Source organism: Saccharopolyspora griseoalba, from assembly GCF_042665275.1.
GTDB classification, from domain to species: domain Bacteria; phylum Actinomycetota; class Actinomycetes; order Mycobacteriales; family Pseudonocardiaceae; genus Saccharopolyspora; species Saccharopolyspora griseoalba.
The window spans coordinates 268056-290198 of the sequence record NZ_JBHTCJ010000001.1 but is presented as its reverse complement, the minus strand read 5'-3'; the positions used below and the strand labels follow the sequence as shown (position 1 = coordinate 290198).

Sequence of the window (22143 nt, the reverse complement as noted above, 5' to 3'; positions counted from 1 at the left end):
CTCGCCGTCGAGGGATGGGAACGATTCGTTCGCACGGCTAGAGTCCGCAGCGGAGCACGACGAGCAGAGGAAAGCACCATGCACCAGATCCGCGAGCGGATGACCGCCCGTGGCCGATGAGCTGAACGTCCAACTCGCCTACGGCGAGCGAGGCCTGTCCGTTCGGTTGCCCGCCGAGCGCACCACCGTCGTCCAGCCGCGGTTCCGCCCCGGCGCGCCGGACCAGCGCGCCGTGCTGCGCGCGGCGCTGCGCGAACCGACCGCCGGTCCCCCGCTGCGCGAGCGGGTCCGGCCGGGGCAGACCGTGGCGGTGTCGTTGTGCGACAGCACCCGGCCGCAGCCGCGGCACCTGATGATCCCGGCGCTGCTGGAGGAGCTCCAGGACGTCGTGCGGCTCGAGGACGTGGTCCTGCTGGTGGCCACCGGCACGCACCGGGCCAACACCGACGCGGAGGTCCGCGAGATGCTCGGCGACGAGGTCGTCGAGCAGGTCCGGGTGGTCAACCACGACGCGCGCGACGAGTCCTCGCTGGTGTGGCGCGGAGTCCACGGCGACGGCGTGCCGGTCTGGCTCAACCGCGAGTGGGTCGAGGCCGACGTGCGCATCACCACCGGCTTCGTCGAACCGCACTTCTTCGCCGGGTTCAGCGGCGGGCCGAAGCTGGTCGCCCCCGGGCTGGCCGGGCTGGAGACCGTGCTGACGCTGCACGACGCGGCGCGCATCGCGCACCCCGACGCGACCTGGGGGCTCACCGAGGGCAACCCGGTGCACGACGACGTGCGCGCGATCGCCGCGGGAACCGGGGTCGACTTCGCCTTCGACGTCATCCTCAACCGCGAGCACGAGATCATCGAGGCCTTCGGCGGCGACCTGCTGCCGATGCACCGGGCCGCCTGCGCGGCGGCGCAGCGGCTGGCCATGCAGCAGGTGCCCGAGACCTTCGACGTCGTGGTCACCACCAACTCCGGCTATCCGCTGGACCAGAACCTCTACCAGGCGGTCAAGGGGATGTCGGCGGCGGCGAAGGTGGTCAAGCCGGGCGGGTTGATCGTCTGCGCGGCCGAGTGCCGCGACGGGTTCCCCGACCACGGATCGTTCCGCGAGGTGCTGGCCTCGGCGGACTCGCCGCAGGCGCTGCTCGCCGACATCGAGGCCCGCGAGCACGCCGTGCCCGACCAGTGGCAGGTGCAGATCCAGGCCAAGATCCAGAGCAAGGCGCGGGTGGCGGTGCACAGCGATCACCTCGACCCCGAGCAGCTGCGCAGCGCGCACCTCGAGCACTGCCCCGACGTCGCGGCCGCGGTGCGGGCCGAGGGCCCGGAGGCGCGGGTGTGCGCGCTGCCGGAAGGACCGCAGACCATCCCGCACCTGTAGTGGAGAGGAGTGAGCCGTGAGCGGATTGGATCGGCTGCGCGCGCGCATCGCCGAGGAGGAGGCCCTGGTGGTCGCGTTCTCCGGCGGCGTGGACTCGGCGCTGCTGGCCGGGGTGGCCCACGAGGTGCTGGGTTCGCGGATGCTGGCGATCACCGCGGTGTCGCCGAGCCTGGCCTCCGACGAGCGCGAGCAGGCCAAGGAGTTCGCCCGCGAGCGCGGCATCCCGCACGTGGAGGTCTGCACCGACGAGGCCGAGCGCCCGGAGTACGCGGCCAACGACGGCGACCGCTGCTTCCACTGCAAGTCCGCGCTCTTCGACGCCGCGGAACCGCTGGCGGCGGCCATGGGCGCCCGCGTGGCGCTCGGCACCAACCTCGACGACCTCGGCGATCACCGCCCGGGCCAGCGAGCCGCCGCGCAGCGCGGGGCGATCGCGCCGATGGTCGATGCCGAGCTGAGCAAGGCCGAGGTCCGCGCGGCCAGCGCCGAGCTCGGCCTGTCCACCGCGGACAAGCCCGCCGCTGCCTGCCTGGCCTCCCGGGTGGCCTACGGCGATCCGGTGACGCCGGAGGTGCTCGAACGCGTGGAGCGCGCCGAGAAGGCGGCGCACGACCTGGGGTTCCCCGTGTGCCGGGTGCGCGCGCACGCCCGGGGCACGGTCGCCCGGCTCGAAGTCCCCGCCGAGGACATCGACCGCGCGGCGGCGCACCGCTCCGAGCTCGACGCCGCCGTCCGGGCGGCGGGTTTCGAGTTCTGCGCGCTGGACCTCGCGGGGTTCCAGAGCGGGCGGATGAACGTCCTGCTGCAGCTGCTGCCGTCGAGGAGCGCGTCATGACCGGGTTCAGCGATCTCGGCTACGCCCGCGTGGACACCGACCGGGAGTCCCGGCAGGGCTTGCCGGAGGTGGTCTACGGTCCGGGCAAGCAACCGGCCGAGATCTCCGGCATCGTCACCGAGCTGCTCGACCGCAGCACCGGCCCGGTGCTGGTAACCAGGGTCGAACCGGACGTCGCCGCGCAGGTGTCGGTGCCGGGCGGCAGCTACGACGAGACCGCGCGCCTGCTGGTCTGGCGACCGGCCGCGCCGGGATCCTTCCGGGTCTGCGTGGCCACCGCGGGCACCTCGGACTGGCCGGTGGCCGCCGAGGCCGAGGCGGTGGCCTCGGCGATCGGGCTGAGCACCACCGTGGTGCGCGACGTGGGCGTTGCCGGCATCCACCGGCTGCTGGCCGCTCGCGACGAGCTGGACCGCGCCGACGCGGTGATCGTGGTGGCCGGCATGGAGGGCGCGCTGGCCAGCGCCGTCGGCGGGCTGGTGGCCTGCCCGGTGATCGCGGTGCCCACCTCCACCGGCTACGGGGCCGCGATGGAGGGCGTGACCGCGCTGCTGGCGATGCTGACCTCCTGCGCGGCCGGGCTGACCGTGGTCAACATCGACTCCGGCTTCTCGGCGGCGATGGCCGCGCACCGGCTGACCGCGGTGGCGAGCCGGTGATCCTCTGGCTCAACCCGACCACCGGGGTCTCCGGGGACATGCTGCTGGGCGCGCTGCTGGGTCTCGGCGCCCCGCTGGACCGGGTGCGCGCGGCGATCGAGGCCACCGGCCTGACCGGCTGGTCGCTGTCGGCGCGGCAGGTGCAGGTCGACGGGATCGCGGCGACCAGGGCGGTGGTCGAGGTCGACGACGGGGCCGCCGAGCGGCACGCCTCCGAGCTGCTGGAGCGCGCGTCCAGGGCGCCCGAGCCGATCGCGAGCACGGCCTGCTCGGCGATCCGGGCGATCGCCGAGGTCGAGGGCGGGCTGCACGACCGCGATCCCGAGCAGGTCCACCTGCACGAGATCGGCGGGCTGGACACCATCGTCGACACCGTCGGGGTGGCCGCGGCGGTGCACGAGCTGGGCGTCGCGGAGGTCCGCTCGGCGCCGATCGCCCTCGGCTCCGGCACCGTCCGCTGCGCGCACGGCGAGCTGCCCGCACCCGCCCCCGCCGCGCTGCGCCTGCTGGAGGGCGCGGCGGTGATCGGCGCGGAGCTGCCCGGCGAGACCGTCACGCCCACCGGTGCGGCGCTGCTGCGCGCGCTGGGCACGCGCTACTCCCCTCCCCCGGCCATGACGCTGGGCCCCACCGCGCACGGCGCGGGCGGCAAGCGCTTCGAGCAGCGCCCCAACGTGCTGACCGCCTCGCTCGGCGAACCGGCCGCGGGCGGCTCCCCGATGCTGCTGCTCGAGTGCAATGTGGACGACGTGACCGCCGAAACCCTCGGCCACGTCCTGGACCTGCTCCTGGAGGCGGGCGCGGCCGACGCCTGGACCAGTCCCGCGGCGATGAAGAAGTCCCGCCCCGGGCACGTGCTGCACGTGCTCTGCCACCCGCCCGACGAGCGCGCGCTGACCGAGATCGCGCTGGCCGAGACCGGCAGCCTGGGCCTCCGCCGCCAGGAGGTCTCCCGCACCGCGCTGCCCCGCTCGATCAGCACGGTCACCGTGGACGGGCACCCGATCCGGCTCAAGCACGGACCGCACCGCACCAAGCCGGAGCACGACGACGTCGCGGCGGCCGCCCGCGCCCTCGGCCGCCCGCTGCGCGAGATCGCCGAGCGCGCCCTGCGTGCCGCCGGTTGAACGAACCCCCGGCACCCGCCGGCCCGTGCGTGGACCAACCGAATCGCCTGGTCATTTCCGCCTCTCCCCGGAATGGACTAAGACGATCGGGTGATGGCTGGAACCAAATGCGAATGAATTTGTTCCTATGGGCAGAAGGCATTGCGGCAAACGCCGAACCACGGGAGACCAGTCGATGCAGCAGCACGTGCACGCCGAGCTCGTCGGCGGACCGGAAGACGGCCGCTCGTTCATCATCCCCGCGCACAACGCGGACTTACCGATGGGGGAGTTCACCTTCCCGTCCCCGCGCGACGGCGAAGCGCCCTGCTCCCCCTGCGCCCACTACAACCTCCGCGACCGGCGCCCCGACGGCGTCTGGCGCTACCAGTACGCGGGCGAGGTCGTGCGCCCCTGACGACCCGCGCGTCGGGCGGTCTCGCCGGGGGCCAGCCCCCGACCAGGTCGTCGGTGCCGTGTGCGAGGCTCGCGCCATGCGGATCGCCACGTGGAACGTCAACTCGGTCGGGGCCCGGCTGCCCAAGCTGCTGGACTGGCTGGGCACCAGCGAACCCGAAGTGCTGTGCCTGCAGGAGCTCAAGTGCGCCGAGGACGCCTTCCCCTACGACGAGGTCGGTGAACTCGGCTACGAAGCCGCAGCGCACGGCACCGGCCGGTGGAACGGCGTGGCGATCCTCTCGCGCGTCGGGCTCGACGAGGTCCGCCACGACCTGCTCGACCAGCCCGGCTTCCAGGCCGACGGCGCCATGTTCGAGGCGGCCGAGCCCCGCGCGATCGCGGCGACCTGCGGCGGGGTTCGCGTCTGGTCGGTCTACGTGCCCAACGGCCGCGAGGTCGGGCACCCGCACTACGAGTACAAGCTGCGCTGGCTCGACGCGCTGCGCGCCACCGCCGCCGAGGAGCTGACCACCGACCGCCCGTGGGCGGTGCTGGGCGACTTCAACATCGCGCCCACCGACGCCGACGTGTGGGACATCGCCGCCTTCGAGGGCTGCACGCACGTCACCGACGACGAGCGCAAGGCGCTGACCGCGCTGACCGAGACCGGCCTGACCGAGGTCCACCCGCGTGCGCTGAAGTACGACGTGCCGTTCACCTACTGGGACTACCGCGCGCTGCGGTTCCCGAACAACCAGGGGATGCGCATCGACCTGGTCTACGCCAACGGCGGCTTCACCGGCGCGGTCACCGATTCCTACGTCGACCGCAACGCCCGCAAGGGCAAGGGAACCTCGGACCACGCACCGGTCGTGGTGGATCTCGAGCTGTCCTGACGGCTATGTTCGTCGCGTGTCCGACGAGATCTGCCACCGCACCGCCACCGAGCTCACCGCGCTGATCCGCTCGGGCGAGCTGTCCGCGCGCGAGGCGCTGCAGGCGCACCTGAAGCGGGTCGAGGAGCTCAACCCGAAGGTCAACGCGCTGGTCTCGCTGGCGCCCGAGCAGGCGCTGGAGGCCGCTCGGGAGGCCGACGAGCGCTTCGCCAGGGGCGAGGAGGTGGGTCCGCTGCACGGCCTGCCGATGGCGCACAAGGATACCCACGAGACCGCCGGGCTGCGCACCACGTTCGGCTCCCCGCTGTTCGCCGAGCACGTCCCGGAGCGCGACGAGCTGATCGTGCAGCGGCTCAAGGGCGCGGGCGCGATCACCTTCGGCAAGACCAACGTGCCCGAGTTCGCCGCCGGCTCGCACACCTTCAACCAGGTCTTCGGCACCACGGCCAACCCGTACGCCGCGAACCGCTCCGCGGGCGGCAGCAGCGGCGGTGCGGCGGCCTCCCTGGCCTGCCGGATGCAGCCGCTGGCCGACGGCAGCGACATGGGCGGCTCGCTGCGCAACCCGGCCTCCTTCTGCAACGTCGTGGGCCTGCGCCCGGCTCCGGGCAGGGTGCCGAGCTGGCCCGCCCCGGCCGCCTGGTCGACGATGGCGGTGCAGGGCCCGCTGGCCCGAACGGTGTCCGACGTGGCGCTGATGATGTCGGTGATCTCCGGCCCCGACCCGCGCAGCCCGATCGCGCTGACCGAGCCGGGCTCGACCTTCCTCGGACCGCTGGAGGCCGACCTGCGCGGGCTGCGGGTGGCCTGGTCGACCGACCTGGGCGGCGAGCTCGCGGTCGATCCGCAGGTGCGCGACGTCCTCGAACCGGCCGCCCAGGTGTTCACCGACCTCGGCGCGACCGTCGAGCTGGCGCGCCCGGACCTCGGCGGGGCCGACGAGGTGTTCCGCACGCTGCGCGCCTGGCAGTTCGAGCTGTCCTTCGGCCAGCTGCGCGACGCCCACCCCGAGCGGATCAAGCCGAGCCTGCGCGACAACATCGACGCAGGGCGCCGGCTCACCGGCGCCGACGTGGGCCGGGCCGAGCGGCTGCACACCGAGCTCTTCCACCGGGTCGCGGAGTTCTTCACCCGCTACGACGTGCTGGCGCTCCCGGTCAGCCAGGTCCCGCCGTTCGACATCGACCTGGAGTACCCGACCGAGATCGACGGTGAACCGATGGACAGCTACCTGGACTGGATGCGCTCGGCGTACTGGATCTCGGCGACCGGCAACCCGGCCATCAGCGTCCCCGCCGGCTTCACCGACGAGGGCCTGCCGGTCGGGCTCCAGCTGGTCACCGCCCACCGCGCCGAGCACGCCCTGCTGCGCATCGCGCACGCCTTCGAGCAGGCCACCCGGCACGCCGAGCGGGCGCCCGAGCTCTGACCCGTCGCCCCTCCCCGAGCGGGCTCAGGCCTGCCCGGACACCGCGTGGTCGTAGTGACCCACGACCCCGGTGGCGCAGTGCAGGGCGAAATCGGCCTGCGGGGTCGCCGGGGTGCCCGCGGTCTCGATCACCGCGCGAAGCGTCACGTCGACCAGCTCGTCGAAGGCCCGCCAGTTCTCGACCGACTCCTCGGCGCCTTCGGCGAAGTCCGCCTCGCAGCGCCGCAGACCCTCCCGCAACCGGCTGATCAGCCTGAGGAACGCCCCGTTCCCCGCGACGGGCGCGAGGTCGTCGGCGCGCGAGGCCACCAGGCCGCCCACGTGCCGGACCGCCTCGACGTGGTCGCCGAGCCACTTGCGCTTGCGGTGGATCGCACCGAGGCCGGGCCAGCGCTTGCGCGCGGCCTGGCGGCTCCTGCCCGTCAGCTCGCCGAGATCGGCGAGGCTGGCGCCGAGCCAGACGGCTTCCTCGGCCGCCCGCGCGACCCGCCGCGAGGCCGCGGCCGCCAGCTCCTCCTCCGCGGTCAGCGCGGCGCGCATCACCGCCAGCGACCGCGCCTTGACCCCCGGCTCCACCTGCGGTTCCGCGACCTCGGCGACCGCGCGCTCGACCAGCAGGCCGACATCCCCTCGAGACACCTCGACCTCAATCTGTAAACCGATGGTTCACAGTACGCCAGTGAACCGCGGGTTCACAACTGGCTCGAAGCTCGCCTCCGGCGACGTCCACAGTGGACGATCGAGTTCGCCGGAAATTCGCGCCACGAAAAGAATCCGCCGAAAACTCCTTGTTTCACCCGGTGCGCACCAGTTTACTTACTTAGCGAAGATAAGTTCACCCTCGAGCAAGGAGCAGAATGCCCTCCCCCGGGTCCGCCACGTCCGCGTCGCCGAGGAATTCGAAGATCGTCATCGTCGTCCTCGCCTCCTGCGGCATCGCCGTATCCCTGATGCAGACCCTGGTGGTGCCATTGCTCCCGGAATTCCCGCGCCTGCTGCACACCTCCAGCTCGAACGCGGGTTGGCTGGTCACCGCGCCGCTGGTCGCCGGCGCGGTGTGCTCACCCGTCACCGGGCGGCTCGGCGACATGTACGGCAAGCGCAAGATGCTGCTGCTCTCGCTGGCGGTGATGGCCGCGGGCAGCGCGATCGGCGCGGTCAGCGACGACTTCGCCCTGGTGCTGTTCGGTCGGGTGCTGCAGGGCGCGGCGGTCGGCGTGGTCCCGCTGGGCATCAGCATCATGCGCGACGAGCTGCCGGAGCGGCAGGTCCCCACCGGCGTCGCGCTGATGAGCGCCACGCTCGGCATCGGCGGCGCGGTCGGCCTGCCGCTGACCGGCGCGGTGGCCGAACTGCTCAACTGGCACTGGCTGTTCGCCGGGGCGATGCTCTTCGCGCTGCTGGAGATCGTGCTGATCCTGCGGGTCGTGCCGGAGTCGGCGCAACGCACCGGCGGGCGGTTCGACCTGCCCGGCGCCATCGTCCTGTCCATCGCGCTCACCTGCCTGCTGCTGGCGATCTCCAAGGGCAACGAGTGGGGCTGGTCCGGAGCGCTGGTGCTGGGCCTGCTGGCCACGGCGCTGCTCCTGCTGCTGGCCTGGGGGCGCTACGAGCTGCGCACCCCCGCTCCCCTGGTCGACCTGCGGGTCTCGGCCCGGCCGCAGGTCCTGCTGACCAACATCGCCTCGGTCCTGGTGGGGATCTCGATGTTCACCGGGTTCCTGGTCGGAGCGCAGATCATGCAGGCCCCGCCGCAGACCGGTTACGGCTTCGGGATGTCGCTGGTGGCCAGCGGCCTGGTGCTGCTGCCCATCGGTGCCGCGATGGGCTTGTTCTCCCCGGTCTCGGCGGCGATCACCCGGCGCTTCGGCCCGCGCACCACGCTGCTGGCCGGTGCCGCGGTGATGGCCGCGGGCAACTTCGCGGGATCGCTGGTCCACGGCCCGATGGCGCTGGTGGTGGCGAACCTGACCATCGCCTCGATCGGCGGTGCGCTGGCCTACGGCGCGTTGCCCACCGCGATCATGCGCGCGGTGCCCACCACCGAAACCGCCGCGGCCAACGCGCTCAACAGCCTGGCCCGGTCCATCGGCACCTCCAGCTGCAGCGCGATCGTGGTGGCCCTGACCACCGGATCGCTGGTGCACGTGGCCGGCGGCACCTACCCGTCGATCGAGGCGTACTCCTGGGTGTTCGCCGTGGCCGGTTTCGCGGCCGTGCTCGCGGGACTGCTCGCCGCGGCCACTCCGGCAACGCCCGAGCCCGCCCCGACCCACCTGGCCGAGCGCGCCGAACCCGCGTGCGCCTCCCGGCGCCCGCGGGCCGCGTAGCGGCGCGACCGCGGGAGGTGCGGGCGGCGCTCAGGCCGTGCGGCCGAGAGCGGTGTCGTGCGGGATCCCGTCGAGGGCCTTGTCGAACTGCTGGATGACGTCGGCGAGCGGCCTGGTGCTGTCCGGGTGGATCTCCAGCTGCTCGCCCGCGACCGCGAGGCGCTTGTCCAGCAGGAAGAAGCTCTGCACCACGTGCCGGGCGCCGAGCGAGTGCACCACCGGCCGCAGCGCGTAGTCGATGGCCAGCACGTGCGCCACGCTGCCGCCGGTGGCCAGGGGGAGCACCGCCTTGCCCGCGAAGCCGAACTGCGGCAGCAGGTCCAGGAAGGCCTTGAGCAGGCCGGAGTAGGCGGCCTTGTAGGTCGGGGTGGCCAGCACGACGCCGTCGGCGGCCGCGACCTCGGCCACCGCGTCCGCGATCGCCGGATCGTCCAGGTCGGCGCCCAGCAGCGAATCCGCCGGCAGCGCGCGCACGGCGAGGTGATCGACGTCCCGCCCCGCCGCGGCGAGGCGCCCCGCGACGTGCTCGCCCAGCCTCTCGGTGCGCGAGGGGTTCGACGGGCTGCCGGAAATTACCAGAACGCTGGACACCTGCGTGCTCCCTGATCTCGAGCGGGCCGCCGCCCGCGGTGCGTTGCCGGAGGACTTCGGCGCGCGGGTCTCGGCGAACCTGCTGACCTGCGCGTTTCACTGCTCCTGACCGCACCTCCAGCTCTTCGGCAGCACTTCGGTCATCGTCTTCGCGATCCACTCGCGGTGTCAATGCGCGGGCGGCGCATCCCACTCACCGGTTGCCGGTGATCGATCTGGACAGTTCGCTGGGCGAAGTTCATCGTTTTGGCACTGGCCAACGCGCATTCGGAGGGACGAGGCTGGAGCGGTACACCGAAGGAGGACCGAATGTCGAGCACCGACCTCTGGCACCCGTTCGCGGACATGCACGACGTCAAGAACAGCCAGTTCTGCGTCACCAAGGCCGAAGGGTCCTGGATCTACGACGACGCCGGGCGCCGCTATCTCGACGGGACCGCGAGCCTGTGGTACGCCAACGTCGGCCACGGCCGCAACGAGATCGTCGAGGCCGCCGCAGCGCAGATGCGCGAGCTGGAGTCCTATTTCGTCTTCAACGACTTCACCAACCCGCCCGCCGAGAAGCTGGCCACCCGGCTGGCCGAGCTGGCACCCGTGGAAGGCGCGAAGGTCTTCTTCACCACCGGCGGCGGCGAGGCCATCGACACCGCCGCCAAGCTGGCGCGGCAGTACTGGTCGGCGCGCGGCAAGCCGGAGCGCACGCACATCCTCAGCCGCGGCAACGCCTACCACGGCACCAACGGCATGGGCACCAGCATCGGGGGCATCGACGCCAACCAGGCCGGGTTCGGCCGCCTGGTGCCGGAGACCAGCCGGGTGCCGCACGACGACGCCGAGGCGCTGCGCAGCGCCATCGAGACGATCGGGGCCGAGAAGATCGCGGCGTTCTTCGCCGAGCCGGTCATGGGCGCCGGTGGCCTCTACCCGCCGGAGCCGGGCTACCTGGAGGCCGTGGCCAAGATCTGCGTCGAGCACGACATCCTGTTCGTCGCCGACTCGGTGATCTGCGGGTTCGGCCGGGTCGGCAGCTGGTTCGGCGTCGAGCGCTGGGGCCTGCAGCCCGACATGATCACCTTCGCCAAGGGCGTGACCAGCGGTTACCTGCCGCTGGGCGGTGTGGTGGCCTCCGGTCGCGTCGCCGCGCCGTTCTGGGACGAGCCGGGGCACCCGTTCCGCCACGGCGCGACCTACTCCGGGCACCCGACGGTGGCCGCCGCCGCGCTGGCCAACCTGGACATCATCGAGCGCGAACAGCTCCCGGCCCGCGCCGACGCCCTGGAGAAGCCGCTGCACGAGGCGCTGCTCTCGCTCGCCGACCACCGGGCCGTCGCCGAGGTGCGCGGCGGCGTGGGCCTGCTGGGCGCCGTCGAGCTCACCCCGGAGGTGCTCGACGACGGCGGCCTGCCGCGGCTGCAGAAGAAGATCCGCGAGCTCGGCGTGATCGTGCGCCCGCTGGGCAAGGCGCTGGCCGTGTCTCCCCCGCTGATCGTCACCGAGGAGGAGATCGGCCTGATCGGCGAGGCGTTCCGGGAAGGCCTGGACGCGCTGTGACAATTGGTCGGGGTGGATGAATGCGTCATTCACCCCGACCGATTTCACCCGGCGTTTATCTGATCACCGTCCGTCGTGTTACCGCGTTTCACCCCGTTTCCCCTCCGTTGCGGAACCGATACGTTCCGGGCTGGTCCGATCCAGGTTTCGTCACGTACGTTTCCACTAGTCCACCGATCCGCTGGCGACCGCGTCGCCGCAGCTGAGCAAGGCTGTCATCGACGCCCGCCCACTCCGGTGCGCTCGTGTTTTCGTCCGGTCAAGACCGCGGGGGATGCCGATATGCAGCGACACAGATGACCGACCCGGCCACCTCCGGCCCGGCGGGTTCGAGGTGCGCACGCGAGGCCAACCCCACCCGGGCCGCCAGTGGAGCGAGCACTGGAGCCGAAAGAGCCCCCTGCAGTCGAGCCACCCGCTAGAGTTGGCAAAATACGGCTTCCGGGTGAGAAAGCGCAGCGGGGGCGGACGGAGGAACACGACCAGGTGAACACCCAGACCGCACAAGTCGACGACCTGCGACTGATCGCGCTACCGAGCGCGGTGAACTGCGCCGAGATGTTCGTGCGCTTCACCCTCGCCGAGTGGAACCTGCGCGATCTGACCGACGACGCAAACCAGCTGACCTCCGCGCTGGTGACCGCGGCCGTGGACAGCGCCGACCAGACCAGCCCGGGGTTCCTCACCATCCGCCTGCGCCTGAGCGGCGAGAGCCTGGTCGCCGAGGTCGAGGACGAGAACGGAACGGTCCCGCCCCAGCTGGCCCCGGGCTTCGCCGACGGCCGCTGCGGTTCCACCAACTTGCAGGAGGGCGGCACGCTGGTGTGGTGCGAGCTGCCGCTGCCCGGTGGCGTCAAGGCCGACTCGGTGCCGCTGCCGCGCCGCTCGCGCACCAACAAGCGCCAGCAGTCGGCTTCCCCGGAGGAGACCGCCGAGGTCGACCCCGAGGTCATCAAGCGCCTGCTCTCCGGTCTGAGCAACTCCGACCAGATCTGAGCGGTTCCTCGCTCGGGCCGGGCGGTGCGCGCGACCGCTGCCTCCAGCGGCGTTCCGTCACTCCGCGGCCTGGACTTCTCGCCACCGGGTGTGCGCCGACCGGTCGCGGGGTAGCTCCGTTGCGTGGGAGCCGCCAGCGCATCGGGGGGTCGAAATGGTCATGGTGGATCGGGCCGAGTTGCTGCGCCTGCTCAGCCACGTGAGGTTCCCGGCGAGCAAGGACGAGATCATCGAGCAGGCCCGCGAGCTGGGCGCCGGGCCCGAGCACCTGGCTCGGCTGGAGCACCTGCCCGCCGACGTCTACGTCGAGGCGGACACGGTCCTGCAGGCGATCCCGCATCCGGCGCCGTGAGGACTACTGCGGGCTCCACCGGTTGCGGCGCATCTCGCAGAACAGCGCGACCGCGCCCACCGCCGTGAGCACCGCCAGCCCGACCGACGTCCACACCAGGCCGCTGACCAGGAACACGACCGAGGTCAGCCCGACGATCGACAGCAGCGCGAAGAACATCAGCCTGCGCACGTTCTCCCAGGTGCTGCTGCCGTCGAAGCGCTCGAACCTCTCCGCGAACTCAGGGTCGGCGGACACCAGCGCCGCTTCGATCTCGGCGAGCCGGTCCCGCTCGTGCTTGCTCAACATGACGAGCTCCTAGTGACGTCACCTGTGACCCCATCGAGGTACCCGCCCCTACCGGCTTCAAGCCTCCTGCGGGGCGCATCCAGCCTCGCACGCGATAGCGGCGCGACCTACGCGGCAAGCGGGTGATTTTTCCTCGCCGGTAACTCGCCGTGTTGATCACTGATCGTGGTGACCTGACCGATCCACCCGGCGGCTCAGCCGCAGTTCACCCGCACCGGTCGCCCGGCGGGTGAACACGAATCGTGTCCACCTCGGTCGCCGGGGATCACGTCGCGCATGCTGCGCCGCACCCGCCGCGGAGGTGCCCGGAGTTGACGATCGCTGATCTCGCCACCGCCCTCGACGAGCTGCCGCTGATCGATCACCACGTGCACGGAGCGCTGGCCGCCGAGCTCGACCGGCCCGCGATGGAGCGGGCGCTGACCGAGTCGGACCGCCCGATCCCCGGGTGGATGACGCAGTTCGACTCGCAGCTGGGCGTGGCGCTGCGCCGCTGGTGCGCGCCCGTGCTGGACCTGCCGCCCCGGGTCGCGCCCGAGGAGTACCTGCGGCGCAGGCACGAGCTCGGCGCCGCCGAGGTCACCCGGCGGCTGCTGCGCGCGGCGGGCGTGGCGCACTGGCTGGTCGACACCGGCATGGGCGGGACCGAGCTCCTCTCCCCCGCCGAGATGGCCGAGATCTCCGCAACCCGCGCCGACGAGGTCGTGCGCCTGGAATCGGTGCTCGAACAGCTCGGCCGCGACGACGTGGCGGCCGGCGAACTGCCCGAGCGGTTCGCGCAGGTGCTCGCCGAGCGCTCGGCTCGCGCGGTCGGGCTCAAGAGCGTGGTCGCCTACCGCCACGGGTTCGACTTCGACCCGCACCGCCCGTCGCGGGCCGAGGTCGTCGCCGCCGCCGGACGTTGGCTGCGCGCCGGCGGCGGTCGCGTCGACGATCCGGTGCTGCTGCGGTTCCTGCTGTGGTCGGGCGTGGACCTCGGGCTGCCGCTGCAGCTGCACGCCGGGCACGGCGACCCGGACCTGCGCCTGCACCGCTGCGATCCGCTGCTGCTGACCGAGTTCGTCGAGCTCGTCGAGCCCGCACCGCTGGTGCTGCTGCACTGCTATCCGTTCCACCGCAACGCCGGCCACCTCGCCCAGGTCTACCCGCACGTGTTCTTCGACGTCGGGCTGGCGGTCAACCACACCGGCGCGCGCTCGGCCGCGGTGGTCGCCGAATCCCTGGAGCTGGCCCCGTTCGCGAAGGTGCTGTTCTCCAGCGACGCCTGCGGTCCGGCCGAGCTGCACCACCTCGGCGCGGTGCTGTGGCGGCGCGGGACGCACCGCGCGCTGGCCGAGTGGGTCCAGGAGGGGGTCTGGTCGGAGGACGACGCGGTCCGGATCGCCGGCATGATCGGGGCGGGAAACGCCCGGCGGCTCTACGACTGTTGACCCGGGTGTGATCGACAACATAGCCTTCGAGGTCATCTGATGTCTGGTGGATGGTGGTTCGACCGTTGTCGTTGCCCGACGAACTCACCGAGCAGCTCCTCGGGTCGATCATCGACGGCACCTATCCCCCCGGCACTGCCCTGCCGTCGGAGTCCGAGATCGCCGAGCTGTTCTCGGTCAGCAGGCTCACCGTCCGCGAGTCGGTCAAGGCCCTGCGCGCGCAGCGCGTGGTGCGCGTCGAGCGGGGGTTCGGCACCTACGTCAATGACCCGGACCGCTGGACTTCGCTGGAACCGCTCATCCGCGCCACCACCGCCCGCGCGCCGGCGAACGACGGTCTGCTGGAAGTGCGCCGACTGCTGCTGACCGCAGCCGCGGAGCTGGCCGCGGGCAACCGCACCGACCGGGACCTGGCCGGGCTGCGCGCGCACCTGACCGCCATGCGCGAAGCGGCCGATCCCGACGACTTCCGCGCCGCGACCGGGGATTTCCACCGCGCGCTCGTGCGCGCCACCGGAAACGCCTACCTCCCGCTGGTGTTCGAGCCGTTCGCGCCGATCACCGCCGAGGACGACCTGCTGCGGGCGCGGGGCGCGCTCGCCGCGGTCGAGCGCGGGGACGCGGCGCGAGCGCGCGAGGCGATGAATCGCCCCGCTTCGCAGGCCGTTCCGGAGCAGTCGGCGTAACCCGGGCGTTTCGGCCTCGTTGATCTCCTCCGAGTCCTGGGAGGTCCTCATGCAACGAAGCCTGTTGGCCCTGTTCCTCGCGATCACCGCAGTCCTCGCCGGGGTGACCGGTGCCGCAGCGGCGCCCGCGCCCGCAGGCGCGCGCGCCGAGCAGTTCCCCGCCGCAGCCGCCGAATCCGACGTCCCGATCACGATGAGCGACGGGATCACGCTGCGCGCCAACGTCCGCCGTCCTGCCGACGCCGCCGGAAACCCCATCGCCGGGCGCTTCCCCGTGCTGCTGACCATCACCGCCTACAACAAGAACGCGCTCGACGGCCCGGCGAGCGGGTCGAGCGGTGGTGAGCCGGACTTCTTCGTCAAGCGCGGCTACGTGCACGTCACCGTCGACGCGCGGGGCACCGGCAGCTCCGGCGGTTCCTGGCAGTCCTTCGACGACCGGGAGAACACCGACTCCGCCGAGATCGTGAACTGGGCCGCCTCGCCCGAGCGCCCGTGGAGCAACGGCTCGGTGGGCATGCACGGCGCGTCCTACATGGGGATCAACCAGCTGTTCGCGGCCGCGCAGCGCCCGGAGGGGCTCAAGGCGATCTTCCCGCAGGTGCCCGCCGCCGACACCTACCGCGACGTGGTCGCCTCCGGCGGGGCGCTCGACGTCGGGTTCATCCCGCTGTGGATGGGTCTGGTGACCGCGACCGGCGTCGTCCCGCCGAACTACGGTCCCGCCGAACCGGACAACGGCCTGCAGATGTACCTGGACCGGGTCAAGGGCGCGACCAGCTTCACCGCGCCGACGCTGCTGGAGGCCACCCTCGGCCTCAACGCCGCCTTCGACGGCCCGTTCTACGCCGAGCGCTCCCCGATCAACGTCGTCGACGACATCGACGTGCCGACCTTCCTGATCGGCGGTGAGTACGACCTGTTCCAGCGCGGCACCCCGATGCTCTTCGAGCGGCTGCGGGCCAACGGCGTGCCGACCAAGATGATCTTCGGGCCGTGGGACCACCTGCAGGCCAGCAACGGCGAGCAGGTGGCCGAGGCCGGGCACGGCACGCTGCAGGAGCTGCAGCTGCGCTGGTTCGACCACCACGTCAAGGGCCTGCCCGACCCGGGGCTGGACGCCGACGTCCCGCCGCTGACCTACTACGAGATCGGTTCCGGGAAGTGGCGGCACGCGCAGGACTGGGTCGACGAGCAGCGCGCCACCACCTTCGAGCTCTCCGGCACCTCGCTGCCCGGGCGGCCCGGCGGGCTGACCTCCGGCGAGGTCGAACCGGGAGCGAGCGCCGTGGCACCGCTGCCGGTGTCCGGGCTGTGCACCCGATCGGCCAACCAGTGGACCGGCGGGCTTCCCGGCCGGACCGGGCTCGCCGAGGTCTGCGAGGACAACCGGCTCAACGACACCACCGGAGCCGTCTTCGAGACGGAGCCCGTGCAGCGGCCGCTGCGCATCCGCGGGCCGATCAACGCGCGCCTGAACACCTCGACGCCGACCGGGAACGGGATGCTCTCCGTGTCGGTGTCCTCGGTGTCCCCGGACGGCAGGGTCGACCGGCTCACCGGCGGCTGGCAGGTGCTCTCGCACCGCGCGCTGGACGAGTCGAAGTCTCGCTACCTCGACGGCGAGCTCATCCAGCCCTTCCACCCGTTCACCGAGCAGGCGCAGTCGACGATGCAACCGGGTCGGGCCGAGCCGATCGACGTGGAGGTCTTCCCCACCGGGGCGGTGATCCCGCCGGGCAGCAAGCTGCGCGTGTCGATCCAGGCCTACGACGTGCCGCACCTGCTGCCCGCGGTCCGCGACCTGCCGGCCGCCCTGTCCCCGCTGACCGTCCACACCGACCCGCAGGACCCGTCGCGCATCACCCTGCCGACGCTGCCGTAGGGCACGTGCCCTTTCTTCTTCAGAAGTCCCTGAGCGCCCGCAGCGCTCAGGGACTTCTGATGAAGGGACTCGGCTCCCGGAGCCCGGGTTACTTGATCTCGCAGAGAGCGGTGCCCTGGGAGACCGAGTCGCCCGGGTTCGCCTCCAGGCCGGTGATCGTGCCGGCCTTGTGGGCGTTGACCGGGTTCTCCATCTTCATCGCCTCCAGGACGGCGATCTGATCGCCCGCGGCGACCTCCTGGCCCTCGGTGACCGCGATCTTGACGATCGTGCCCTGCATCGGCGCGGTGACCGCGTCGCCGGAGGCCCCGGCACCGCCCTTGCCGCCGGTGCGCTTGCGGGCCTTCTTGGCCTTGGCCGCGGGCGCGGCCGACGGCGCGGCGAACCCGGCGGGCAGCGAGACCTCGAGGCGGCGGCCGCCGACCTCGACCATGACGGTCTGGCGCTCCTCGGCCGCGTCCTCGACCTCGGCCGCACCGGCGTAGGGCTCGATGGTGTTGTCGAACTCGGTCTCGATCCACCGGGTGTGCACGGTGAACCCGTCCTCGCCGACGAACGCCGGGTCGCGCAGGATCACCCGGTGGAACGGCAGGACGGTGGCCATGCCCTCGACGACGAGCTCGTCGAGCACCCGGCGGGCGCGCTGCAGCGCCTGCTGCCGGGTCGCGCCGGTGACGATGACCTTGGCCAGCAGCGAGTCGAACTGGCCTCCGATCACGCTGCCGGACTCCACGCCGGCGTCGATGCGCACGCCCGGGCCCTGCGGGGCCTCGAACTTGGTGACCGTGCCCGGCGCGGGCAGGAAGTTGCGCCCGGCGTCCTCGCCGTTGATCCGGAACTCGATGGAGTGGCCGCGCGGCTCCGGGTCCCCGTCGTAGTCCAGCTTGTGGCCCTCGGCGATGCGGAACTGCTCGCGGACCAGGTCGATGCCGGTGGTCTCCTCGGAGACCGGGTGCTCGACCTGCAGCCGGGTGTTGACCTCCAGGAACGAGATCGTGCCGTCCTGGCCGACCAGGAACTCCACGGTGCCCGCGCCGTGGTAACCGGCCTCGGCGCAGATCGAGCGGGCGGCCTCGTGGATCCGGCTGCGCTGGTCGTCGGTGAGGAACGGCGCGGGGGCCTCCTCGACCAGCTTCTGGTGGCGGCGCTGCAACGAGCAGTCGCGGGTGCCGACCACGGTGACGTTGCCGTGCTGGTCGGCGATCACCTGGGCCTCGACGTGCCGCGGGCGGTCCAGGTAGCGCTCGACGAAGCACTCACCGCGCCCGAAGGCGCTCTCGGCCTCGCGCACCGCCGAGTCGTAGAGCTCCGGGATCTCCTCGACGGTGCGGGCGACCTTGAGGCCGCGCCCGCCACCGCCGAAGGCGGCCTTGATGGCCACCGGCAGCCCGTGCTCCTCGGCGAAGGCCACGACCGCGTCCGAACCCGAGACCGGGTCCTTGGTGCCGGGAACCAGCGGCGCGCCCGCGCGGGTGGCGATGTGCCGGGCGGTGACCTTGTCGCCGAGGTCGCGGATGGCCTGCGGCGAGGGGCCGATCCAGATCAGACCGGCGTCCTGCACGGCCTGGGCGAAGTCGGCGTTCTCGGACAGGAAGCCGTAGCCCGGGTGCACCGCGTCGGCCTCGGCGCGCTTGGCGACCTCGACCACCTTGTCGATGTCGAGGTAGGACTCGCCGGGCGTCGCACCGCCCAGCGCGAAGGCCTCGTCGGCCAGCCGCACGTGCTGCGCGTCGGCGTCGGGCTCGGCGTAGATCGCGACCGAGGCGATGCCCTCGTCCTTGCAGGCGCGGATGACCCGCACCGCGATCTCACCGCGGTTGGCGATCAGGACCTTGCTGATCGGCGTCACGTCCACAGCGGTCAACTCCTAAAATTCCCGGCGCGACGCCGGAGCTGCATGGGAAATCTCTTCGGCGGCGCGCATCAGCCGGGCATACCGGAAGCGCGCCAGGCGTTCGGGCCGGGGCGCAGCGGGCGGCGTCCGGCCGGGTGGCGCAGCGCCGCGCTGCGATCGGCCCACAGCGACATCGGCCTGGCCGGCTCCGCGGCGGGCTGCGCGGCCGCCAGCCCGGCCAGCGCGGTGGTCAGCGCGGCGATCTCGACGTCGTCCGGATTGCCCCGCACGATGCGCAGCACCGGGCGGTTGGCCTCGTCCTCGCTCATTTCGACCACCTCGTCACAGCGGGATGTTGCCGTGCTTCTTGGCGGGCAGGTTGGCCCGCTTGTCGGCCAGCATGCGCAGCGAGCGGGCCACGTAGCCGCGGGTGTGGGACGGCGGGATCACCGAGTCCACGTAGCCGCGCTCGGCGGCGGTGTAGGGGTTGCACAGGGTGTCCTCGTACTCCTGCTGCAACCGCGCCCGCACGGCCTCGACGTCCTCGCCGGCTTCGGCGGCCTCGGCCAGGGTGCGCCGGTAGAGGATGTTGACCGCGCCCTGGGCGCCCATGACCGCGATCTGCGCGGTCGGCCAGGCGAGGTTGATGTCGGCGCCGAGGTGCTTGGAGCCCATCACGTCGTAGGCGCCGCCGTAGGCCTTGCGGGTGATCACGGTGACCAGCGGGACGGTGGCCTCGGCGTAGGCGTAGAGCAGCTTGGCGCCGCGCCGGATGATGCCGTTGAACTCCTGGTCGGTGCCGGGCAGGAAGCCGGGCACGTCGACGAAGGTCAGCACCGGGATGTTGAAGGCGTCGCAGGTGCGCACGAACCGCGCGGCCTTCTCGCTGGCGTCGATGTCCAAGGTGCCGGCGAACTGGGTGGGCTGGTTGGCCACGATGCCCACCGGCTGGCCCTCGACCCGGCCGTAACCGGTGATGATGTTCGGCGCGAACAGCGCGGAGACCTCGAGGAACTCCTCGTCGTCGACGACGCGGTTGATGACCTCGTGCATGTCGTAGGGCTGGTTCGGCGAGTCCGGGACCAGCTCGTCGAGCTCGCGGTCGGCGTCGGTGATGTTGTCGGCCACCGAACCCGCCGCGATCTCCGCGCCCTCGTCGACCGGGGCCTCGGAGAGGTTGTTGCTCGGCAGGTACGACAGGAGGTCCTTGACGTAGGCGATCGCGTCGTCCTCGTCGGAGGCGAGGTAGTGCGCGTTGCCCGAGCGCGAGTTGTGCGTGTGCGCGCCGCCGAGCTCCTCGAAGGTGACGTCCTCGCCGGTGACCGTCTTGATCACGTCCGGACCGGTGATGAACATGTGCGAGGACTTGTCGACCATCACGGTGAAGTCGGTGATCGCCGGCGAGTACACCGCACCGCCGGCGCACGGGCCCATGATCAGCGAGATCTGCGGGATGACGCCGGAGGCGTGGGTGTTGCGCTTGAAGATCTCGGCGTAGAGGCCCAGCGCCGCGACGCCCTCCTGGATCCGCGCGCCTCCGGAGTCGTTGATCCCGATCAGCGGGCAGCCGGTCTTGAGCGCCAGGTCCATGACCTTGACGATCTTCTCACCGAAGACCTCGCCCAGCGAACCGCCGAAGACCGTGAAGTCCTGGGAGAACACGCAGACCTTCCGGCCGTCGATGGTGCCGTAACCGGTCACCACGCCGTCGCCGTAGGGGCGGCTGGCCTCCATGCCGAAGTTGGTGGACCGGTGCCGCGCGTGCTCGTCGAGCTCGACGAAGGAGCCCTCGTCCAGCAGCATGTCGACGCGCTCGCGGGCGGTCTTCTTGCCCTTCTCGTGCTGCTTGGCCACCGCGCGCGCCGAGCCGGCGTGCACCGCCTCGTCGTTCCGCCGGTACAGATCCGCCAGCTTGCCCGCGGTCGTGTGGATGTCCGGCACGTCAACCGGCGGCTGACCGACCGGCTCCGTCGCGCTGCTCATGCAACCAACCTGTTCTCGTTACCTGCTCTGGTCCAGTATCCGCAACCCGGTGCCGGTGCCGCACACCGGCGCGGGCGCACCTTATCGCCGCACGACGCGCGCGGGCGGATCCGGTCTGCGCGGAGGTTAGTGCGGCGCGGCGGCCGACGTCAACTTCCAAGTGATCCGCGAGTAGCTGCTCGAACAGCAGTCAAATCGCCTTAACCTGCGGATTTGAGGTGTAAGTGAATGGCCGGTAGCGCTTCAGCGAAGGGGTCTCGCGGCGTGGATCACAACCCGCGCACCGGTGTGTCGAGCATCAGCGCCGCACCCAAGCGGCGCAGCGCCCGGTGATCGCGCACCGGCCCCGTTCGGGCCATGTCGTTGGCGGCGGTCAGCGCCGCCTGGACCAGCACCCGCGAGCGCACCTCGTCGAGGCCCGGCCTGGCCTCGCACAGCATCCCCACCCACTCGGCCACGTAGGCGTGCTGGGTCTGCCGCGCACGGTGCCGCTCGGCGGCCGGGAGGTGGTTGACCTCGCTGACCAGGATGTCGATGAAGCCGCCGTGGTCGAAGGCGAAGCCGATGTAGGAGCGCAGCAGCTCGCGCAGCGCCTCGGACGGGTCGGCCGTGCTGGCCAGGGTCCGCTCCAGCTCGACCTCCAACCAGGCGTTGCCGCGGGTGATCACCGCCGAGAGCAGTTCCTGCTTGCTGCCGAAGTAGTTGTACAGGCTGGGGCCGGCGATGCCCGCCGCGGCGCCGACGTCCTCGGTGGTGACGTTGCTGTAGCCGGCATCGGAGAACAGCCGGGTGGCCGCGGCCAGCAGCAGCCTGCGCCGGGAGGCGCGCCCGGCGAACAGCGAGAGCTGGTCGGGACCGGCGGTCGGGCGCGCGGCCAGCTCCTGCGGTGGTTGAGCGCCGATGACCAGCACCATGTCCCGCAGCAGCTGCTCGAAGTCGCGGCGAGGCAGCTCGACCTGGTGGTAGCTGGGGCTGGTCAGCACGCTGAACGCGCACCAGCCGCGGAACCGGGCGTCCGACTCCGAGACCCCGGGGTTGAGCGCGCGCACCAGCGCGGCCAGCCCGGAGGCGACCCCGCGCAGCTCCGCGCGCAGCGCGCGGCGCATCTCCTCGGGCAGGTGGCGGGTCTCGCGCTGCCAGAGCACGCCCAGCTGCCGGTGGTCGAGCGCGGCGGTGGCCAGCCTGGCGACGACCTCCTCGGCGTCGTCGACCTCGGCGGTGATCCGGGCGAACGGTTCGAGGTGGTCGAGCACCAGCTGGGTCAGCAGCTGCTGCTTGCCCTCGAAGTGCCGGTACAGCGCCGAGGAACCCACCCCGACCGCCTCGGCGATGCCGCTCATCGCAACGCCGTCGTAGCCGAGCCGGTAGAACAGGTCGGCTGCGGCGGTCGTGATCATCGCCCGCCGGTTGCGCGGACGCGTGTTCCGCGCGGGCGGGTTGCCCACCTCGGCCATCGCACCTCCCGGGATCGGCCAGGCAGCATACCCACCGCCGACCGGGCGAGCCGCCGGGAGCGCG

General features: G+C 72.0%; 21 protein-coding genes. 14 read left to right on the top strand and 7 right to left on the bottom strand.

The window, feature by feature from the left end; all coding sequences use genetic code 11:
* Positions 1 to 109: 109 nt before the first annotated feature.
* The 7 genes from larA (at position 110) to ACFQRI_RS01335 (ending at position 6699) form a co-directional block, all read left to right on the top strand.
* Positions 110 to 1375, top strand: a complete 1266-nt coding sequence (gene larA / locus ACFQRI_RS01365; RefSeq protein ID WP_380663239.1) for a nickel-dependent lactate racemase — start codon at positions 110 to 112, stop codon at positions 1373 to 1375.
* A gap of 16 nt (positions 1376 to 1391) precedes the next feature.
* Positions 1392 to 2210 carry an ATP-dependent sacrificial sulfur transferase LarE gene (larE, locus tag ACFQRI_RS01360; RefSeq protein ID WP_380663237.1) on the top strand — a complete coding sequence of 273 codons (819 nt, stop codon included), beginning with the start codon at positions 1392 to 1394 and terminating at the stop codon, positions 2208 to 2210.
* A complete protein-coding gene (gene larB, locus ACFQRI_RS01355; RefSeq protein ID WP_380663234.1) occupies positions 2207 to 2869 on the top strand; it encodes a nickel pincer cofactor biosynthesis protein LarB in 663 nt (220 codons plus the stop codon). Before larE ends, larB begins: the two co-directional genes overlap by 4 nt.
* Positions 2866 to 3996 carry a nickel pincer cofactor biosynthesis protein LarC gene (larC, locus tag ACFQRI_RS01350; protein ID WP_380663231.1) on the top strand — a complete coding sequence of 377 codons (1131 nt, stop codon included), beginning with the start codon at positions 2866 to 2868 and terminating at the stop codon, positions 3994 to 3996. The genes larB and larC overlap by 4 nt, the downstream gene beginning before the upstream one ends.
* 175 nt (positions 3997 to 4171) lie before the next feature.
* A complete protein-coding gene (locus ACFQRI_RS01345) occupies positions 4172 to 4393 on the top strand; it encodes a hypothetical protein (RefSeq protein WP_380663228.1) in 222 nt (73 codons plus the stop codon).
* 76 nt (positions 4394 to 4469) lie between these two features.
* A complete protein-coding gene (locus ACFQRI_RS01340; RefSeq protein WP_380663225.1) occupies positions 4470 to 5270 on the top strand; it encodes an exodeoxyribonuclease III in 801 nt (266 codons plus the stop codon).
* 16 nt (positions 5271 to 5286) lie between these two features.
* Positions 5287 to 6699, top strand: coding sequence for an amidase (locus tag ACFQRI_RS01335; RefSeq protein ID WP_380663222.1), 1413 nt, complete (start codon positions 5287 to 5289; stop codon positions 6697 to 6699).
* 24 nt (positions 6700 to 6723) lie between these two features.
* On the opposite strand, the gene ACFQRI_RS01330 is transcribed toward ACFQRI_RS01335, so the two are convergent.
* Positions 6724 to 7338: a hypothetical protein gene (locus ACFQRI_RS01330; RefSeq protein ID WP_380663219.1), complete on the bottom strand. Its 615-nt coding sequence runs from the start codon at positions 7336 to 7338 to the stop codon at positions 6724 to 6726.
* 218 nt (positions 7339 to 7556) lie between these two features.
* On the opposite strand from ACFQRI_RS01330, the gene ACFQRI_RS01325 reads away from it, so the two are divergent.
* Positions 7557 to 9029: an MFS transporter gene (locus tag ACFQRI_RS01325; protein ID WP_380663216.1), complete on the top strand. Its 1473-nt coding sequence runs from the start codon at positions 7557 to 7559 to the stop codon at positions 9027 to 9029.
* A 30-nt stretch (positions 9030 to 9059) separates the two neighbouring features.
* Here ACFQRI_RS01325 and ssuE read toward each other — a convergent pair whose 3' ends face one another.
* Entirely contained in the window at positions 9060 to 9620 is a 561-nt protein-coding gene (gene ssuE / locus ACFQRI_RS01320) for an NADPH-dependent FMN reductase (protein ID WP_380663213.1), read from the bottom strand.
* A 309-nt stretch (positions 9621 to 9929) separates the two neighbouring features.
* Here ssuE and ACFQRI_RS01315 point away from each other — a divergent pair, with 309 nt between their 5' ends.
* The 3 genes from ACFQRI_RS01315 (at position 9930) to ACFQRI_RS01305 (ending at position 12519) form a co-directional block, all read left to right on the top strand.
* Positions 9930 to 11171, top strand: a complete 1242-nt coding sequence (locus ACFQRI_RS01315) for an aminotransferase family protein (RefSeq protein ID WP_380663210.1) — start codon at positions 9930 to 9932, stop codon at positions 11169 to 11171.
* A gap of 486 nt (positions 11172 to 11657) precedes the next feature.
* The gene (locus tag ACFQRI_RS01310; RefSeq protein WP_380663206.1) at positions 11658 to 12167 is read left to right on the top strand and encodes an ATP-binding protein; all 510 of its coding nucleotides are present in this window, start codon (positions 11658 to 11660) and stop codon (positions 12165 to 12167) included.
* 154 nt (positions 12168 to 12321) lie between these two features.
* Positions 12322 to 12519, top strand: a complete 198-nt coding sequence (locus tag ACFQRI_RS01305) for a DUF2795 domain-containing protein (protein WP_380663203.1) — start codon at positions 12322 to 12324, stop codon at positions 12517 to 12519.
* Between the two features lie 3 nt (positions 12520 to 12522).
* Here the strand turns inward: ACFQRI_RS01305 and ACFQRI_RS01300 are convergent, their stop codons facing one another.
* Positions 12523 to 12807, bottom strand: a complete 285-nt coding sequence (locus ACFQRI_RS01300) for a DUF3040 domain-containing protein (protein ID WP_380663200.1) — start codon at positions 12805 to 12807, stop codon at positions 12523 to 12525.
* Between the two features lie 311 nt (positions 12808 to 13118).
* Between ACFQRI_RS01300 and ACFQRI_RS01295 the strand changes: the two genes are divergently transcribed.
* From ACFQRI_RS01295 to ACFQRI_RS01285, 3 genes are read left to right on the top strand one after another with little or no spacing between them, the layout of a single operon-like run.
* The gene (locus ACFQRI_RS01295; protein WP_380663197.1) at positions 13119 to 14237 is read left to right on the top strand and encodes an amidohydrolase family protein; all 1119 of its coding nucleotides are present in this window, start codon (positions 13119 to 13121) and stop codon (positions 14235 to 14237) included.
* Positions 14238 to 14287: 50 nt separating this feature from the next.
* On the top strand, positions 14288 to 14923 hold the full coding sequence (locus tag ACFQRI_RS01290; protein WP_380663193.1) for a FadR/GntR family transcriptional regulator: 636 nt from the start codon (positions 14288 to 14290) through the stop codon (positions 14921 to 14923).
* Between the two features lie 49 nt (positions 14924 to 14972).
* Complete coding sequence (locus ACFQRI_RS01285; RefSeq protein ID WP_380663190.1) at positions 14973 to 16808, top strand: CocE/NonD family hydrolase; 1836 nt, start codon at positions 14973 to 14975, stop codon at positions 16806 to 16808.
* 88 nt (positions 16809 to 16896) lie between these two features.
* On the opposite strand, the gene ACFQRI_RS01280 is transcribed toward ACFQRI_RS01285, so the two are convergent.
* The 4 genes from ACFQRI_RS01280 to ACFQRI_RS01265 form a co-directional block, all read right to left on the bottom strand.
* On the bottom strand, positions 16897 to 18663 hold the full coding sequence (locus tag ACFQRI_RS01280; RefSeq protein ID WP_380664559.1) for an acetyl/propionyl/methylcrotonyl-CoA carboxylase subunit alpha: 1767 nt from the start codon (positions 18661 to 18663) through the stop codon (positions 16897 to 16899).
* Between the two features lie 68 nt (positions 18664 to 18731).
* The gene (locus ACFQRI_RS01275) at positions 18732 to 18971 is read right to left on the bottom strand and encodes an acyl-CoA carboxylase epsilon subunit (protein ID WP_380663187.1); all 240 of its coding nucleotides are present in this window, start codon (positions 18969 to 18971) and stop codon (positions 18732 to 18734) included.
* A 13-nt stretch (positions 18972 to 18984) separates the two neighbouring features.
* Positions 18985 to 20625 carry an acyl-CoA carboxylase subunit beta gene (locus ACFQRI_RS01270; RefSeq protein WP_380663184.1) on the bottom strand — a complete coding sequence of 547 codons (1641 nt, stop codon included), beginning with the start codon at positions 20623 to 20625 and terminating at the stop codon, positions 18985 to 18987.
* Between the two features lie 269 nt (positions 20626 to 20894).
* Entirely contained in the window at positions 20895 to 22079 is a 1185-nt protein-coding gene (locus ACFQRI_RS01265; protein WP_380663181.1) for a TetR/AcrR family transcriptional regulator, read from the bottom strand.
* Positions 22080 to 22143: the final 64 nt, after the last annotated feature.